15 protein-coding genes are annotated in these 17,311 nt (G+C 36.8%); 6 read left to right on the top strand and 9 right to left on the bottom strand.

Features of this window, described 5'->3' with window-relative positions:
* Nucleotides 1-39: 39 nt before the first annotated feature.
* Nucleotides 40-1,443 (top strand): amino acid permease, encoded by a 1,404-nt coding sequence (locus ACQKFG_RS22210; RefSeq protein ID WP_427562942.1) that lies wholly within the window; start codon nucleotides 40-42, stop codon nucleotides 1,441-1,443.
* 73 nt (nucleotides 1,444-1,516) lie between these two features.
* Here ACQKFG_RS22210 and ACQKFG_RS22205 read toward each other — a convergent pair whose 3' ends face one another.
* The 3 genes from ACQKFG_RS22205 to ACQKFG_RS22195 form a co-directional block, all read right to left on the bottom strand.
* Nucleotides 1,517-2,377, bottom strand: a complete 861-nt coding sequence (locus tag ACQKFG_RS22205) for a MurR/RpiR family transcriptional regulator (protein ID WP_192204195.1) — start codon at nucleotides 2,375-2,377, stop codon at nucleotides 1,517-1,519.
* Between the two features lie 206 nt (nucleotides 2,378-2,583).
* Nucleotides 2,584-3,957: an aspartate aminotransferase family protein gene (locus ACQKFG_RS22200; protein ID WP_427562938.1), complete on the bottom strand. Its 1,374-nt coding sequence runs from the start codon at nucleotides 3,955-3,957 to the stop codon at nucleotides 2,584-2,586.
* A 663-nt stretch (nucleotides 3,958-4,620) separates the two neighbouring features.
* Nucleotides 4,621-4,827 carry a hypothetical protein gene (locus ACQKFG_RS22195; RefSeq protein WP_076368693.1) on the bottom strand — a complete coding sequence of 69 codons (207 nt, stop codon included), beginning with the start codon at nucleotides 4,825-4,827 and terminating at the stop codon, nucleotides 4,621-4,623.
* A gap of 241 nt (nucleotides 4,828-5,068) precedes the next feature.
* Here ACQKFG_RS22195 and ACQKFG_RS22190 point away from each other — a divergent pair, with 241 nt between their 5' ends.
* The 4 genes from ACQKFG_RS22190 (at nucleotide 5,069) to ACQKFG_RS22175 (ending at nucleotide 8,967) form a co-directional block, all read left to right on the top strand.
* Nucleotides 5,069-5,575 (top strand): DinB family protein, encoded by a 507-nt coding sequence (locus tag ACQKFG_RS22190; protein ID WP_427562934.1) that lies wholly within the window; start codon nucleotides 5,069-5,071, stop codon nucleotides 5,573-5,575.
* A gap of 42 nt (nucleotides 5,576-5,617) precedes the next feature.
* The gene (locus ACQKFG_RS22185) at nucleotides 5,618-5,782 is read left to right on the top strand and encodes a hypothetical protein (protein ID WP_427562931.1); all 165 of its coding nucleotides are present in this window, start codon (nucleotides 5,618-5,620) and stop codon (nucleotides 5,780-5,782) included.
* An 815-nt stretch (nucleotides 5,783-6,597) separates the two neighbouring features.
* Entirely contained in the window at nucleotides 6,598-8,088 is a 1,491-nt protein-coding gene (locus ACQKFG_RS22180; protein WP_427562928.1) for a DHA2 family efflux MFS transporter permease subunit, read from the top strand.
* 297 nt (nucleotides 8,089-8,385) lie between these two features.
* Nucleotides 8,386-8,967, top strand: a complete 582-nt coding sequence (locus tag ACQKFG_RS22175; protein ID WP_427562925.1) for a YitT family protein — start codon at nucleotides 8,386-8,388, stop codon at nucleotides 8,965-8,967.
* A gap of 325 nt (nucleotides 8,968-9,292) precedes the next feature.
* On the opposite strand, the gene ACQKFG_RS22170 is transcribed toward ACQKFG_RS22175, so the two are convergent.
* From ACQKFG_RS22170 to xylA, 6 genes are all read right to left on the bottom strand, one after another.
* Complete coding sequence (locus ACQKFG_RS22170; RefSeq protein ID WP_427562922.1) at nucleotides 9,293-9,463, bottom strand: hypothetical protein; 171 nt, start codon at nucleotides 9,461-9,463, stop codon at nucleotides 9,293-9,295.
* Between the two features lie 408 nt (nucleotides 9,464-9,871).
* Complete coding sequence (locus ACQKFG_RS22165) at nucleotides 9,872-10,033, bottom strand: DUF5316 family protein (RefSeq protein WP_427563074.1); 162 nt, start codon at nucleotides 10,031-10,033, stop codon at nucleotides 9,872-9,874.
* A 59-nt stretch (nucleotides 10,034-10,092) separates the two neighbouring features.
* Nucleotides 10,093-11,514: a D-xylose transporter XylE gene (xylE, locus tag ACQKFG_RS22160; protein WP_427562919.1), complete on the bottom strand. Its 1,422-nt coding sequence runs from the start codon at nucleotides 11,512-11,514 to the stop codon at nucleotides 10,093-10,095.
* 201 nt (nucleotides 11,515-11,715) lie between these two features.
* Nucleotides 11,716-12,762, bottom strand: coding sequence for an aldose epimerase family protein (locus ACQKFG_RS22155; RefSeq protein ID WP_427562916.1), 1,047 nt, complete (start codon nucleotides 12,760-12,762; stop codon nucleotides 11,716-11,718).
* 48 nt (nucleotides 12,763-12,810) lie between these two features.
* Complete coding sequence (xylB, locus tag ACQKFG_RS22150; RefSeq protein ID WP_427562913.1) at nucleotides 12,811-14,313, bottom strand: xylulokinase; 1,503 nt, start codon at nucleotides 14,311-14,313, stop codon at nucleotides 12,811-12,813.
* A gap of 58 nt (nucleotides 14,314-14,371) precedes the next feature.
* Nucleotides 14,372-15,709 carry a xylose isomerase gene (xylA, locus tag ACQKFG_RS22145; protein ID WP_427562910.1) on the bottom strand — a complete coding sequence of 446 codons (1,338 nt, stop codon included), beginning with the start codon at nucleotides 15,707-15,709 and terminating at the stop codon, nucleotides 14,372-14,374.
* Nucleotides 15,710-15,948: 239 nt separating this feature from the next.
* Here xylA and xylR point away from each other — a divergent pair, with 239 nt between their 5' ends.
* Nucleotides 15,949-17,103, top strand: coding sequence for a transcriptional repressor XylR (xylR, locus tag ACQKFG_RS22140; RefSeq protein ID WP_427563071.1), 1,155 nt, complete (start codon nucleotides 15,949-15,951; stop codon nucleotides 17,101-17,103).
* Nucleotides 17,104-17,311: the final 208 nt, after the last annotated feature.

Below are 17,311 nucleotides of genomic sequence, written 5' to 3'. Positions count from 1 at the left end.
TTGTACGCTTTTACACAACATTTTTCAGGGAGGTCTTACATGAAAAAACCACAGAATGATTTAGAACAATCACTCAGTTCTCGTCACATGTCAATGATTGCAATCGGAGGCGTCATTGGTGCAGGTCTTTTTGTAGGTAGTGGAGCGGCCATACATAAGGTCGGGCCTGGCATCTTGGTCTCTTATGTAATTGCCGGTGTTTTAGTGTTCTTGATTATGAAGAGCCTTGGTGAAATGGCCACTTCCAATCCATCAAGTGGTTCGTTTTCAGAATATGCCCGGGACGCAATTGGCCCTTGGGCAGGTACTACGGTTGGGTGGCTTTATTGGTTTCAATGGGTTGTCGTTATTGCCATTGAAGCCATTGCAGGTGCAGCCATCATCAATATGTGGTACCCAGGTATTCCTTTATGGTTTCTAGCTTTGGCCTTGACAATCGCTTTGACTTTAACAAATATCTATTCAGTGAAATCCTTTGGAGAATTTGAATATTGGTTTGCCATGATTAAAGTAGCGAGCATCATCGCCTTTTTAATTTTAGGCGTATCTTATATATTCGGATTTTCAGGAGAATCGACGGTTGGAATATCTAACCTTGTACAAAACGGGGGATTTTTCCCTAATGGTGTAAGTTCCGTCTTCGTGGGAGTCATCACTGTATTTTTCTCTTTTGCCGGTACAGAAGTAGCGACCATTGCAGCAGCTGAATCAAAGGATCCTGTTAAGTCCGTCTCTAAAGCCATTAATAGTACAATTTGGCGTGTCTTGATCTTTTATGTAGGATCAATAGCGGTAGTTGTGACATTACTTCCTTGGAATTCTGCTAATGTATTACAAAGTCCATTTGTTGCCGTTTTAGAAAACCTAGGCATTCCTTTTGCAGCTCACCTCATGAATTTCATCGTACTAACTGCTGTTTTATCATGTCTAAATGCTGGATTATATACAACATCCCGAATGCTTTTCTCTTTAGCAAAAAAAGGGGATGCCCCACAATATTTTAGTAAGTTGAATAATAATGGAGTACCTGCCAGAGCTGTTTTTGCAGCTACCATATTTTCTTATATTGCTGTAGTGATGAGTTATGTTTCGCCTGAATTAGTTTTTCTGTTTCTGGTTAACTCATCAGGAGCTATTATATTACTAGTTTATTTGGTTATTTCCATTTCTCAGTTGAGGATGAGAAATAGATTGGAAAGAGAGAATCCTGATGCCCTGAAAGTGAAGATGTGGTTGTTCCCATATTTAACATATGCGACCATCGTAGGGATTTCCATCATTTTAATTTCCATGGCTTTTATCGATTCTACAAGAAGCCAACTATATTCAACATTATTACTAACCGGGGTAATCATTGTGTTGACTCATTTTTCCGGAAAAAAGAAAATCATTAGCGCAGAGGAGAAAAGTAAACTAACCAGTAATTTGCCTCCATTGAAATAAGCTATGGCGGAATATCATTATGTGGTAAATTAAAAAGCCTTACTCTTCCACATTGGGAAAGTAAGGCTTCTCTTTATTCCATTTTCTTTCTTTGAAAAACATCAAAATGACTCCAGATGTCTTCCAAAACTTCTAATCGCTCGTGTATATCTTCCTGCTTCTCTTTTCCGACAAACATGATCAAAGCATTAATCAAGCTTAATGGTGCAACGAAAGAGTCAATGAAGCTAGGCATCTGACTGGATGCTGTCAACGGAATGTCCGCATGAGGAATAAGCGGTGAGAGTAGATTATCAGTAATGGCTATTGTTGTGGCATTTTTTTCCTTTGCAAAAGAAAACATTTGAATTGTACTTTTCGTATATCGTGCAAAACTGACACCAATCACTACATCTTTTTCACTTAAATTATATAACTTTTCCGATGAATTCTCCAATGACTGCAGAAGTTCCACATTATTGAGAACAATTTGAAGATAATATTCCAAAAACACGCCTAATGATGTGGCACTGCGGTTTGCGATAACATAAACCCTTCTCGCTTGTAATAAGCATTTCACTGCTTCATGGAATGCATCTTCATCCAATTTCTCCATTGTGGATTTTATGTTTGCGATGTCATCTTGGAAAACTTCGTATACCCCTGAAGACTCTTTATTGTATACCTTTTGGGACATCTTCAATCGCTCTGTCGTTGTCAGCTGCTGCTTAACGGAATTCTGCATATACTGCTGCATCTCTGGATAGCCTGAATAGCCAAGCGAGGTTGCAAACCGCACAACGGTGGCATCACTGACCCCTGCCATTTTTGCTAATTTCCCAACTGTAAAAAAAGGAACGGTCGTTTGATTCTCTAAAATATATGTAGCTATTTTCACGTGGGACTTGCTCATTTCCCCTATTTGTCCAGCGATGTTTTGATAGACGTTTGACATTAAAAAGAGCGCCCCTTTAATTTTATTTATGCATTGTAGGAGTATCTATTTCCTTTTTGTGAAGGATTATAATTTAACAATAGGTTTTTTCATCCTTTTTTGTCAAGGTAATTGCAAGTGCCATGCTGGAATTAAAAAGGCCTGATCAATTAAAATCGCTTTGATCGGACCTTTTGCTTTCTCATCTGACACTCAGTTAAGCTGAATTATTTCAGGATTCGTCCAATGGCTTCGTCATGCGCTTCCACAGTTCGAAGAATATCTTCCTCCGTGTGTACAACAGACATCGAATAACGATTAAGCGGCTTTGTATAAATACCTAATTTTAATAACTCATGGTCAATCTCTTTTCTTAATTTCGTATTTGCCCTGCTCATATCACGATAATTTTTAATCGGGCCTTCGGCTAAGATAATGTTAAAGATACTGCCCATACCGACTGTTTGCATGTTTAAGCCATGTTTTTTATACACATTCTCAAGTTCCTTACGTAAAGATTGCGTCTTAGCAAACAAACCTTCCATTGTTCCTTCTTGTTCCAATAAGTCAATAGTTGCTAAACCTGCAGCCAATATGGTCGGATGACCATTGTATGTTCCACTATGATATAACGGATTTTGTTTATCTGCATTATCTGCTCCAGCTGTTAAAATATCTCGTCCGCCTCTAGCAGAGGTAATCATCATTATTTCTTTTTTACCTCCAATGGCCCCTACTGGGAATCCGCCACCCAGAACTTTTCCTAAGGTAGTGATATCCGGTTTAATGCCATATACTTTTTGAGCCCCCCCAATCGATATCCTGAAACCTGTTTTTACTTCATCGAATATAAGCACTATATTAAGTTCTTCTGTTATTCTACGAAGTCCTTCCATGAATTCTTGTTCAGCAGATATGAACCCTCCTTGAATTGGCTCTAAAATAACACCTGCTAATTCATGTGCATGGGCACGTAAAATCTTCTCGGTAGATTCTAAATCATTGAATGGAAGAATGACGGTATTTTCAATATAGTAATCTGGTATTCCTCTTGATTCTCCTACCGCTTTAGGGGCTGTTGCGTTACCTGCCTGATCCATATCAGGGTTAACACTCACTAATACTTGATCATATCCTCCATGATAATGTCCTTCAAACTTCGCCAATTTCGGTTTTCCGGTATAAGCAACCGCCGTACGAATTGCAAGAAGTGTCGCTTCCAAGCCCGAATTCGTATAACGAACCATTTCAATACCAGGATATAACTCCACTAATTTTTGTGCCATTGTTGTTTCCATCTTGTGAGGCGTACCGAATATGGTCGTTCCAGACTCTAACATTTGTTTTGTCACGGCATCGAATACTTGTTGATGACCATGCCCTAATATAAGAGCCCCATAACATAATAAATAATCGATATATTCATTGCCATCTACATCATATAACTTACTGCCTTTTCCTTTTTCCATCATTATTGGATGTGGAGGAAAATATTTAATATGTGCTGTGACACCGCCCGGAATAACGTCACAAGCTTTTTCAAATAAATCAGCTGATTTTTTCGTTTTTTCTGATAATAAACCCTTATCGTGTAGTATCATAATGAATTTCCCCTTAATATAGATTTTTTTCATGCGAAGTATTTATAAATAATAGAAGCGATTTTTTTAATTTAATCAAAACATCTATTAAATGTGGATATTTTTTAAACCTTGATTAAGCAACCAGGTCCAGCCCGACATAAGAAGATAAAAGATGATTAAGTATCCACTTTGAAATTGCTTCCACCAACCATCATTCCAAACTTCTCACTCACTTCCTGTTGTACCCATAGTGGATTTTCTAATTATTAAAATAAACATTTCATTATAAAATATAATATGAAATAAATATTACAAAGTCAAGGTTGATTTTTGTTTATTTTTAAGATCTCAGACATATAAATGCCAGCCCATTTAGATGAAGCGATTCGACCAATATCTAATTTTAATGAGTAAACGCCAATTAAGCGCTCCAAGAAATGGCGCGCTTAATTGGCGTTATTTATCATGCACTTCAATCATGTCTGTGCCTCCTTGACCTCTACCGCAGCAACCCAATACCACCGACGTTATTTGGGGATGCTGTATCTATTACATATTTCCAGAGGTTCATCAGGCGGTGCTCAGATCCAAGGTGGGAGGCTCATCACTTTAAATATTTTCACTTCTATATTTTGATTTACATTTTAACGAAGGAGAAAATTTTAGAATACGTAACTGCACTTACATTGTTTCATAGTTTTTTATTTCAAATTCACTTAGGGGTCGATTAATCGACTTACTCAGTTTACTAATAAGCTCTTGGTAATCCTTAGTATCATTTGGATCTATACCTTCCCTGACGTTTAGTATCTCGTATCGGTCATACTGTTCTGGAATAAGTTTTCCGTCTACATGGATATAAAGCCTATATTTGATCCTCAGATTCATAAAAATACCATCTCCTTTACTATCAGTTCGATATAAGGAGCTTTTTTCCTGCAAGAAAAAATACTCACGATGATAAGTAGTTCGCATTAACTTTATACATTGTAAATTCGCGATGAGCGCCACGCACGTTAGGAGGAACAGCATATTAATAAATATCTTTTATTGAATTCACCTGAATTTTTTTGTTTTTACTGCATAAATTGTTCAAGAAGAAAAAACTAGTGTATATGGGGGTTTTTTAATGAATCATCCCGAGCCAGTATTAGAAATGTATAACTATCACTCGTGGGCAAATGGGGTCATCATCGACCGGTTAAATGAGCTTCCACAGCACATTTATCATAAGGAAATTCAGAGTGGTTTTTCGTCCATATCAAAAGTGTTGTCTCATATTTATCTCACGGATTATGCGTGGTTTGACATTATCGCAGGTAAAAGTATGGATGAAGCAATGGCATCTTCCAATCAATTAAGAGAAGAGGTTGAAAAGAAAAGTATTGAGGAAATGAAAATAATATTTCTGGACTTATACAACAGAAACAAAGCACTACTGAGTACAGCGGATATGGAAAAGGTAATTATCGTGGATAACCCATATGCTGGTTTTCTTGAAACTTCCATTTCCGAATCGGTATTACACGTTGTCACTCACGGATCATATCATCGTGGCAATATCGCTACCATGTTGCGGCAAATGGGGCACACTTCCGTTATGCAAGATTTTGGCCTTTACCTTTATTCAAAATAAAAAACCAAACTATATCCGATTCCTGAATAAGGGGATGTATCGATGGACGAACTAGTTGGCACTTGTGTTCGCTGTGCACGTAATGTATATTGTACTGCTGGATTTCTGAACGGTATTCTATTAGATAACAAGAAAATCTTATGTTTTAATTGTAAGGATATTTTATATGCAATGATCAAAGAAGAAAGAATGGAAGATGGGAGTTAAAGGAGTAATACACCAGAATAGGTCATGCCAATAATTTGGCATGACCTATTTTGCCCGATGAACAGTCAGATTGACTTTGTTGGTTTCGCACATGAACGTTGAGAGTTGCATGCCGGTCGTTTGCATCGGAAGCGATCTTTAATATTCTAAATAAATTAGCACTAATTTAAATTCAGCATAGTTTTTGTAGCACCAATCACTTCTATACTGTTATCGTTACTGACTATTTCTGTATGGATTTTATAAGTTGATTCATCGACTAAACTCCGAAAATCCGCTTATGGATAACAATTCATTATGGAACTCCTTAGATGCCAAAGGCACCCCTGCGCGGTATCCGTGTCAGTGTCCCTTCCTTCACCTTCACCAATTCCTTTTCGTATGGTAAAGCAACTTACGTTATAGGTTTCACAAAGTTTTTTTTATTGTCCATCACACCTTTTTATCAATTTACTATTTTTTAGTGAATACGAATGATAGAATGTTAAAGTATTTAACTTAAGTGGAACAACTTTTCTGATACGTAGTAAGTATTATATTGGTGATTATTGTTTGAAGTATGGTATACCTATAGAATGGATGTTAAACTGGGGGATTTCCTAAAAATAAGAATATATCCTGGTAATTGTCAAGTAAGTTGTTAATAATGAATAACGCCTCCAAAATCCGTGAATTGAGGTTAATCTCCTTAAGGTGTTGTATATCATTGGAAAATATAGCTGGTTTCTTAATGAATTCGCTTTAATTTCTATAATTTTTAAAAATAGCAGGCAGTACAATACGTACTACCTTAGCGGAAAGGACGTACCGTAATAATGAATCACAACAAAACAGCCATCACTAAAATTCGTACGGGTCCCATGTTTGCGGTGATGCTGGCTGGGGCTCTAGTCGCTTTCTTAAATCAGACTTTAATTAATATCGCATTGCCTCAATTAATGAATCACTTTGAAATCTCAGCTGCAACAGCTAACTGGCTTACTACAATCTTCCTATTGGTCAATGGGATCGTCATCCCTATCACTGCTTTCTTAATGGAACGTTTCAATACAAGACAACTATATCTTGCTTCGATGGGACTCTTCGCTTTAGGAACTTTCCTATGTGGAATTGCCCCCAGCTTCTCCGTCTTATTGATCGGACGTGTGGTTCAAGCCGCCGGGGCGGGGATTTTATTCCCTTTGATCACAAATGTGATTTTCACTATATTTCCACCTAACAGACGCGGTTTCGCAATGGGTATATTTGGTATCGCGATGAATTTTGCCCCTGCTGTAGGACCGACGTTATCAGGATGGATTATACAAAACTACTCTTGGCGGGTTCTGTTTTTTGTCATTTTCCCATTTGCACTGCTTGACTTCATCTTTGCCATTTTCATCATCAAAAAAGTAGGGAAAACGAGTCGGCCTAAACTCGATAAAATTGGTGTAATTCTATCCACTATCGGATTCGGCGGAGTTCTATATGGATTTGCTACTGGCGGTACCAAGGGCTGGGGCAATCCCGAAGTACTGACGATGTTCCTTGTTGGAGGAATCAGTTTAGTTTTATTTGTCTGGAGGCAATTTACTGTATCTCATCCTATTTTGGAATTTAGAATTTTTCGGTATCGGATGTTCACTTTAACGACAATTATCAACATCATCGCAACTATGGGTATGTTCTCTGGAATGATCATCATGCCAATCTATATGCAGAATATCCGTGGATTTACCCCGATGGAATCCGGTCTCATGCTATTGCCTGGCGGGATTTTAATGGGGATCATGTCTCCTATCACAGGTAAGCTGTTTGATCGATTTGGTGCGAGATGGCTTGCGGTGAGCGGACTTGCCATCACTATCATTACAACCTATCTTTTAACGCGGCTTGAAACAGATACGTCCTATTCTTATGTGGTGTGGGTATATACTATAAGAATGTTCGGAATGTCGATACTGATGATGCCTATCTTCACAGCTGGATTAAATGAATTGGCACTTAGCCTAAATAAATATGGAACAGCAATGGTCAATACATTGAGAATGGTAGCAGGTGCTGTTGGCATGGCATTTTTTGTTTCCATCATGACAAACCAGGGAACGAAGCATGTTCAGGAAATCTTATCTCATAGGAACATATCACCAGATAATACATCACAAATGGCCATGGCCATTAAACAAGGTAGCGTAATGGGAGTGGATGATGCATTCATGATTGCAACAGGTTTGACCATAATTGCATTCATACTGGCCTTTTATATACGGCAAACTTCACCGCAAGAAGATACCATTACAAATCGCCTATCGAAAAAAAGAGCTTGAATAAACAAGGCTTAAACACAAAGAATAAAAATTCTTTAAAACTGACTTGCCCCATTAAGCAAGAAAAAAAGAGACACTTATTATGAGTGTCTTTTTTTTTTGGCCAAATTACTTCATGTGCTCAAGGTAAGGCATTCATTTTGATCCTGCTGCATACTCACATGCATCTAAAATTTCATTTGGGGAGGAAAGCCAACCATACACAAATAGCAATCGTAATTTCAAAAACAGCTAAGTATATATTTACATTGCTCTCATATATTTTAAGATAATGATTTGGACAAGGGGAATGTTTTTATGAAAAAGTTTGTTACTCTGCTTTTTTCAAGTTTTTGCATTGGAGTAGGTCTTAACCTGTTCATTGTTCCCATTCATCTAATAAATGGCGGGATATTTGGAATAAGTCTGTTAATCAAATATGTTTGGGGAATCCAAGTTGGACATACCATGATCATGATCAACATTCCCATATACCTTCTATCTCTTCTATACGATAAGTCTTATTTCTTCAATGCCATCCTTGGGTTAGCTTTTACTTCAACCATTATTGATTGGCTAACACCACTAAACGGTTTAGTTCATCTACCGATCATAACGAGTGCCATTATAGGCGGAATGACGATTGGGATTGGTGTGGGTTTTATGCTGAGACAGCATATTAGCCCCGGTGGAGTGGATTTACTAGCACTATTAATCTCTAAAACCACAGCAACGAACCCTGGAATTATTATTTTTATTATCGATTCACTCATAGTAATTGCGGGAATTATTATATTGAATGACCTAAAGCTAATGTATTCACTCCTCACGATTTCCTGTGTCGGCATATGCGTCATTTTTATCAATTCTTTTAAGACAATAAACATTTTTATAAGATAAAAAAACATACCTACAAGTGCTGCAACAGGGAAGAATGATCCAGTATATCCCGCCTTTGGATATTTTGCTCGTGCTGCACCCATGATTTCGCGCCGTTCACTCGTGATTTCGCTCCTTTTACTCGTGAGTTTTGGCCATTTACTCGTGAATTTAGCATGTTTACTCGTGAATTCGCTCCTTTTACTCGTAAGTTTTGCTGTTTTACTTGTGAGTTTGGACTATTTACTCGTGAATTCGTGTTGCACCCATGATTTCGCGTCGTTTACTCGTGATTTCGTACCATTTACTCGTGAGTTTTGCTGTTTTACTCGTCAGTTTGGACTATTTACTCGTGAATTCGTGTTGCACCCATGATTTCGCGTCGTTTACTCGTGATTTCGCTCCTTTTACTCGTGAGTTTTGGCCATTTACTCGTGAATTTAGCATGTTTACTCGTGAATTCTTGCTGCACCCATGATTTCGGCTGTATAATCTTTGGTGCGATTTCTGAAATCATCTGAATATTTTTTTAGAAAAAACTGCAGGCAAACTCGCTATTCTTCGAGTTTGCCTATAGTCAATCGAATTATAATAAAGAATCGCGCCACGTCTGTCGAAGTTTCCTACCCAGCCTCAAACATATACAAGTAGGGGGCAGACAGTTTAGTTCACGGAATCAATTCTCACGCCCCCGTACGCCCTACCCTCCTACTGATATAATGGATTCTATTAATAAAAGGTCAGCCAGTAAAAGAACTAACACTCCTGCTTGTTCATTAAGACTTATTGTGAAGTTGAAATAAATAGTGCAGGTTCTTTAACACTACAAAACTACCCCGTTGTACCATAAGAAAAAGGCTGCCTCAGCAGCAACCTTCCTTTTTAAAGTAAGAGACCCATTAGTTGAAGAGCAAAGTATTATTATTCAAGAAATACCCAAACAGATTACAACTATGAGACCTGAGATTAAAGCTATTTTCGGTCTAAAGCTTCGATTTTTTGTTGTTTCTGAATGAAACTTTGCTCTTTGTTGTTGTCCACCTGTCCATGTTCCGATAAAAACACCTGAAATAACAATACTTACTATCCCAACAATAAGAATCCTTTTATATTATACCTATCTCCAGTTTAAGTGTATTTTACTATTCAAATAATTTGACTATCTTCTGATTTTTTGACATTTCTTCTCCATATATTCTCCAGCTGTTCAAGAGTCTTTCCTTTGGTTTCAGGAACCATTTTCCATACAAATAATGCAGATAGTACGCTCATTGAACCATAAAAACCGTATGTTAGTCCGCCACTATATTCCATCATCATAGGATACGTAGAAGAAATAAAATAGTTAGCCGCCCATTGTGCAGCTACAGCAATGGCTACAGCCCGACCTCGAATTTTATTAGGGAAAATCTCTGAAATTAGCACCCAGCAGATTGGACCCCACGACATCATAAATGAAGCTGTATAAATAATGATAAATACAAGCGTCCATATTCCAATAATATTAGAAAAAGCCATGCTTGCTACACCAAACATTCCAATTGCCATTCCTATGGAACCCACTATTAATAAAGGCTTTCTTCCCAATCGATCAACTGTTAAAATCGCGATGACTGTAAAGATAACATTTACTAATCCCATAATAATGGTTTGCAGCATAGAAGAATCTTTAGCTGCTCCCATGCTTTCAAAGATACGCGGAGCGTAGTATAAAGCTACATTTATACCTACAAATTGTTGAAATACAGAAAGCAGTACACCTACAATAATAACTAATTTTCCATAAGTGAATAATTTTTCCGAAGTAATATTGATAGCAATCGTTTGTTTAATATCACTCAGAATCGCTTTCGCTTCTGAAGATCCATTAATTTTTGTAAGTATTGCTAAAGCTTTTTGATCTTGATTCTGTATTGCCAAATAGCGAGGTGTTTCAGGAACTAAAAACAAAAGTACAGCAAAGAGTAAGGCTGGTATAGCTCCTGAAGCAAACATGTATCTCCATCCTACATCATTTATCCATTCTAACGTTTCGCCATTTGCAATACCCCAATTTACAAAGTAAACGACTAACATACCAAAAATAATCATAAACTGATTAAAGGATACCAATCTGCCGCGAATATCTGCCGGAGCAATTTCTCCTATATAGATTGGACAAATAGCTGACGCTAATCCAACACCAATTCCCCCGATGATTCGATAAAAGTTAAAAGCTAGTAATAAAGAAAGTGTTGGTTCACCTTTTGTAAAAAATAAAAATTCAGGATAAGCAGCACCTAATGCTGATACTATAAAAAGAATCGCTGCAAGTATAAGTGATTTTTTACGTCCTAGTCTTGATCCAAAATAGCCGGATATTAATCCCCCGATAATACATCCTATTAAAGCACTTGATACGGTGACGCCATGTGCCAAAGAGCCTAACCCTAAGCTATCGATAAAATAAACCTTTAATGATTTTTCAGCTCCAGATATTACAGCTGTATCATATCCAAATAGTAACCCTCCAATTGCGGCAACTAAGGTAATAGAAAAGATATATAATGAGTTTCGTTTTTGCTTCATGTTTTACTAAAAACAGCTAAGAATGACGGGCTATGTGAAAGTCCATTTATTATAACAGCGCACACTTTTGGTTGCGCTTTCAAAATTAATAAAAGAAAGACCTCTCTTCCATCACCCATTCTGCTAACTGCTTTTATCCTCCCTTCCATTGTAGAATTTCATTTAACTAAAAAACATTAAACCAATGAAAACCAAAGGTTTTTAATCGACGGTAAAAGTAAAACGAGTTTTAGAATGATACTCTTTATCTTTTTCTAATAAAATAGAAGGTAATTGCTGATTATGAATGGCATTAGGCGGATGTTGAGTCTCAAGGCATAAGCCAAGATGTTTTTGACAAGGAATTCCTCTAATTCGAAAAGTATCTTCTAGCATATTTCCCGTATATAAAACAACATATGGCTCATCTGTCTCCACTATCATTTTCCGTCCGTTAGAAGGATTAACCAAACAAATTTCTTTTTGATGATTTTCGCTTAATAAGAATGGATGGTCATACCCATTTCCTACTATTTCATTTTGTTGATGTGTGGAATTTGCTCCTTCAATAATTCGCTTTCCTTTTCTAAAATCAAAAGGTGTATGTTCAGCGTCTATTAAATTGCCTGTAGGGAGTAAGGACGGATCAAGCTCTAAAAACTTATCACTTTTCATAGTTAATTCATGCTGTAAGATATCTTCTTTTAAATTGCCACTCAGATTAAAGTAAGTATGATTGGTTAAATTTAACAACGTATTTTTATCTGAAATACCATGATAGGTGATTATAAGCTCATTATTATTAGTGAGAGTATAAACGACACTTACCTCAAGATTTCCAGGATAACCAGCTTCTCCATCAGGACTCATATAAGTAAATGTCACACTAGCCTCATCTACACTCTCACTAGTAGAAGACTTCAAGACCACGTTATGGAATCCATCAGGTCCACCATGTAAATGAGTTCCCCCTTCATTCTCAGGAAGCCGGTAGGTAACCCCTTCTATATCAACGCTTGGTGGATTAACTCTCCCTGCCACTCGACCGATTACTGCACCAAAATAAGGAGAATAATGTAAATAATCTTCTACAGAATCAAACCCTAACACGATATTTTCTATATTTCCTTCTTTGTCTGGTACATCGATTCTAGTAATCGTACATCCAAAATCAATACAGGTTACTTTTATGTTTTGATTGTTCATGATTGAATAAGACTTTACCACTTCTCCATTTATTTCACCGAATATTCCCTCTTCTATTTTCATGTTAATCTCCTTTTCGAAGAAAGGGATGCATGACTCGAATGCAACCTATTATTTTCTGCTAAATTGATTCAGCTTTTTACTTAAGTCTTTTGTTTGGGAATATACCTCTTTATATAGAGCATAAAGTTGTTTATACACTGGAACATTTTCTAATTTAGGATGATATGTTTTTGAAGTAGCAATGAATGAATCTGCGCATTCTTCTAATGAGTTGTACCACCCACAACCATTAGCGGCTAACATGGCTGCCCCTAGCGCCGGTCCTTGCTCAGTAGATAGCTTTATAATTTTTGTGTTAAAAACGTCTGCTTGAATCTGAAGCCAACTATCATTTTTTGCTCCCCCGCCAATTGATACAATAGACGTAATTTCTTTTCCAGTTTCCCGAAAAATTTCAATCGATTCATTTAATGAGAAGGTTATTCCTTCAATAACTGCCCTTGTAAAATCACTCCTTTTATGGGAAGCATCCATCCCTATAAAGCTTCCACGTATAGTAGCATCTGCATGTGGCGTTCGTTCCCCAACTAAGTATGGAGTAAATAAAAGCCCATTTGAGCCAATTGGAACATTGTTTATATCAGCCAGTAATTCTTCAAATGACTCATTTTCAGCAAAATTATCTCTAAACCAACTTAAACTGTAGCCAGCAGATAATGTAACTCCCATCGTATAAAAAGCATTTTCTTTTCCATGATTGAAATAATGCACTTTCCCACCAAAGTCTCGATCATTTCGCTCCTCATAAGAAAGTACGACACCAGATGTTCCGATGCTGCATAACGTTTCTCCCGATGATAGAATGCCAGCTCCAATAGCTCCACAAGCATTATCAGCTCCACCCGCAAATACCTTAGTCGATAATGCTAGCCCAGATTTTTGAGAGAATTCTTCATTAATTGTTCCCACGCATTCACTAGATTCCACTAGCGATGGGCAAATGCTGATATCAATTCCCACTAATCGGCAAATCTCTTCGCTCCATTTCTTCTCACTCACGTCCAACAATAATGTACCGGCAGCATCTGAATATTCACTATGAATAAAGCCAGTCATTTTGAAGCGTAAATAGTCTTTAGGCAACATAAATACAGCTGTTTGATCAAATATCTCTGGCTCATGCTCTTTAACCCATAGCAGCTTAGGTAGTGTAAACCCTTCCAAAGCTTGATTTTTTGTTATTTCTAAAAGTCGCTTTTCTCCAATCATTTCATATAGCTGATTACATTGTGCTGTCGTCCTTGTATCGTTCCATAAAATTGAATGACGTAAAAGATTATGATTCTTATCCAACAGTACTAGACCGTGCATTTGTCCAGAATAACTAATTCCTTCTATATCTTCTGGTCTTACATCGGATTTGGAGATTAACTCATTTAAAGCACGAGCAGTCTGCTGAATCCACTCCTCAGGATTTTGTTCACTATATCCTGTTTTTTCATGCAGAAGAGGGTAATTTTTAGAAGCTTCTGCACAGATCTCACCATTTGTATTAACTAAAACAGTTTTGACAGCGCTCGTTCCTAGATCAATTCCGATTATATATTTCATCTTGATTCCTCCACTTTTATAAAAGAGAGCAGAAATTATTTCCACTCTCTTTTATCCATTAAACTTCTAAAATATATTGATTTAAGATGGCTTTTAATCGTTCCTGTCTTCCTGACTTATTCGTAATGTTTGTATTTTGTAATGCATACTGCTCTAGTGTATGGAAGTTGGCTCTTCCTTCAACAATCTCAAGACCAATTCCTTCTTTGAAACTGCTGTAGCGTTCATCAATGATGTTTTCAAGAACACGATCTTCTAATAATTTATGAGCCACTTTTAAACCTCTAGCGAACGCATCCATCCCTGCCACATGAGCATAAACTAAATCTTCTTGTTCAAAGGAACCTCTGCGTACTTTAGCATCAAAATTTAATCCTCCACTACCTAATCCTCCATTTTGCAGGATCTCATACATTGCTAAAGTTGTAGAATATAAATCTGTTGGGAACTCATCGGTATCCCATCCTAAAAGAGGATCACCTTGGTTTGCATCCACTGATCCTAAGAAGCCCTGAACTCTGGCTACGCGTAATTCATGTTCAAACGTATGCCCAGCTAGAGTAGCATGGTTAGCTTCAAGGTTTAGTTTAAAATGTTTATCTAACCCGTATTGTCTTAGGAACGAAATGGTCGTAGCTGCATCGGTATCATACTGATGCGTTGTTGGTTCCTTTGGTTTTGGCTCAATTAAGAATAGACCTGTATATCCAATTTCCTTAGCATAATCCACAGCCATATGCATAAATCTAGCCAAGTTATCTAACTCTAACTTTAAATTTGTATTGAGCAGTGTTTCATAACCTTCACGACCGCCCCAGAACACATAGTTTTCTGCTCCTAATTCCTTTGCCGTTTCGAGCCCTTTCTTTACTTGAGCTGCTGCATAAGCAAATACATCTGCATTACAAGAAGTAGCTGCACCGTGAACGAAGCGAGAATTTGTAAACATATTAGCTGTGTTCCACAATAACTTTACGTTACTTGTTTTCATATACTCTTGAATCATGCTAACGATTACATCAAGATTTTTATTTGTTTCTTTTAATGTGTTTCCTTCAGGAGCGATGTCTCGGTCATGAAACGCAAAGAAAGGAACGTCTAATTTTTCAAAAAGTTGAAAAGCTGCCTCTACTCTAGCTTTTGCTAAGTCCATTCCATCATATTTATTCCATGATCTTTGCATCGTAGCTGCACCAAAAGGATCTGTCCCATCAGCTGTAAATGTATGCCAGTAAGCAACAGAGAAACGTAGTTGTTCCTTCATTGTTTTACCGCCTACTATTTCTTCTGGGTTGTAGTATTTAAAAGCAAAAGGATTTTTAGAATTTTTCCCCTCATAAGAAACTTTGTTTACGCTTTCAAAATAAGTAATTTTATTAGTATCAGTTTGAATCATGTGCTACTTCCCCCTTTAATAGTGAAAAACTTCCCTAATTAATATTATTAAAAATACCGCGTAAGAAAGTTTGTTGTGGCAATAAACTAACTTTATATCATGATATACAAAATAAATAATTACTTCAATATTTTTTTTTATAAAATTCAGTTATAATATGAAATATACTATTTCTAGATTGGATTTTATAAAAGATAAAACAACACTTAGTTCAATGGTAAAACAAAGGAGCGATTATCATTCCGATAGCAGATCAAGCTTTAGTAAAGAAAATGAATCAAAAGTTGATATTAAATGAAATTTTAAAAAACTCACCAATCTCTAGAGCAACCCTTTCTGAGATCACGGGGTTAAATAAATCTACTGTTTCTTCCCAAGTAAATACATTACTTGAAAAAGATTTTATTTTTGAAATTGGAGCAGGACAATCTAGAGGTGGCAGAAGACCTGTGATGCTAGTTTTTAATAAAAATGCAGGCTATTCAGTAGGCATCGATATAGGTGTTGATTACCTTAATGGAATTCTAACCGATTTAGAAGGCAACATTATCCTTGAGAAGGCTTCTGACTTGTCTAGTCCTTCAGCTGGTGAAGTGAAGGAAATTCTGATTGCACTTATTCATGATTTTATAATTCATATGCCCGATTCTCCTTACGGTTTGGTGGGAATAGGTATTTGTGTACCAGGTTTTGTGGATGGCAATCAAAAAATTATTTTTATGCCCAACTTGGAATGGTATATTGAAGATTTGCAACTCTTAATTCAAAGCGAGTTCAATGTACCTGTTTTTGTTGAAAATGAGGCTAATGCAGGCGCATGCGGTGAAAAAGTATTTGGGGTTACTAAAAACTATGAAAACATCATTTACATCAGTATTAACGTAGGAATTGGAGTCGGGATTATTATTAATAATGAATTATATAAAGGAGTAAATGGCTTTTCAGGAGAAATGGGTCATATGACGATAGATTTTAACGGTCCCAAATGCAGATGTGGGAACCGAGGCTGTTGGGAATTATATGCTTCAGAAAAAGCATTACTGGATTCTTTTTCTTTAGGCGAAAAGAACATGTTACGAAAAGAAATTGTTGAGCGCGCAAATAAAAATGATGTAGCCGTCTTAAATGCACTCCAGAACTTTGGCTTCTACGTCAGTATTGGCTTGACTAATATTCTCAATACATTTGACGCACAGGCTATTATTCTGAGAAATAGCATTATCGAATCTCACCCGATTGTGTTAAATACCATCAAGAATGAGGTTTCTTCTAGGGTATATTCTCATTTGGAAAGTACGTGTGAACTATTGCCCTCTTCATTAGGAAGAAATGCACCTGCATTAGGAGCTGTTTCAATTGTGATCGAACATTTTTTAAATGTTTCTACAAGCTAATTTATATCAGAGTATTGATGATAGATGTCTGAATATCTTTCCTAAGGTAACGGGAGAGGTCTTTCTCTACCTAGAGTAAGGCCTCTCTTGTTTTTTTCGTCCCTACATCCAGAAAAGATCATTGTATTAAATGAGTTAGGTTCTAAGATAAAACAATTTGTTTTAAATCGTTTGGCTCAATACACAGTTCATCCCTTCTCTATATCCG

Origin of the sequence: Peribacillus sp. NPDC076916 (assembly GCF_050269675.1) — a bacterium.
Lineage (GTDB): Bacteria > Bacillota > Bacilli > Bacillales > DSM-1321 > Peribacillus > Peribacillus aracenensis.
Note: the sequence above shows the minus strand (reverse complement) of the source record. Positions and strands in the feature narration are given on the sequence as shown.

Excerpts from the sequence above, each read along its gene's own strand:
- ACQKFG_RS22210 (WP_427562942.1), top strand. The coding sequence starts at position 40 with ATGAAAAAACCACAGAATGATTTAGAACAATCACTCAGTTCTCGTCAC.
- ACQKFG_RS22205 (WP_192204195.1), bottom strand. The coding sequence starts at position 2,377 with ATGTCAAACGTCTATCAAAACATCGCTGGACAAATAGGGGAAATGAGC.
- ACQKFG_RS22200 (WP_427562938.1), bottom strand. The coding sequence starts at position 3,957 with ATGATACTACACGATAAGGGTTTATTATCAGAAAAAACGAAAAAATCA.
- ACQKFG_RS22195 (WP_076368693.1), bottom strand. The coding sequence starts at position 4,827 with ATGAATCTGAGGATCAAATATAGGCTTTATATCCATGTAGACGGAAAA.
- ACQKFG_RS22190 (WP_427562934.1), top strand. The coding sequence starts at position 5,069 with ATGAATCATCCCGAGCCAGTATTAGAAATGTATAACTATCACTCGTGG.
- ACQKFG_RS22185 (WP_427562931.1), top strand. The coding sequence starts at position 5,618 with ATGGACGAACTAGTTGGCACTTGTGTTCGCTGTGCACGTAATGTATAT.
- ACQKFG_RS22180 (WP_427562928.1), top strand. The coding sequence starts at position 6,598 with ATGAATCACAACAAAACAGCCATCACTAAAATTCGTACGGGTCCCATG.
- ACQKFG_RS22175 (WP_427562925.1), top strand. The coding sequence starts at position 8,386 with ATGAAAAAGTTTGTTACTCTGCTTTTTTCAAGTTTTTGCATTGGAGTA.
- ACQKFG_RS22170 (WP_427562922.1), bottom strand. The coding sequence starts at position 9,463 with ATGATTTCAGAAATCGCACCAAAGATTATACAGCCGAAATCATGGGTG.
- xylE (WP_427562919.1), bottom strand. The coding sequence starts at position 11,514 with ATGAAGCAAAAACGAAACTCATTATATATCTTTTCTATTACCTTAGTT.
- ACQKFG_RS22155 (WP_427562916.1), bottom strand. The coding sequence starts at position 12,762 with ATGAAAATAGAAGAGGGAATATTCGGTGAAATAAATGGAGAAGTGGTA.
- xylB (WP_427562913.1), bottom strand. The coding sequence starts at position 14,313 with ATGAAATATATAATCGGAATTGATCTAGGAACGAGCGCTGTCAAAACT.
- xylA (WP_427562910.1), bottom strand. The coding sequence starts at position 15,709 with ATGATTCAAACTGATACTAATAAAATTACTTATTTTGAAAGCGTAAAC.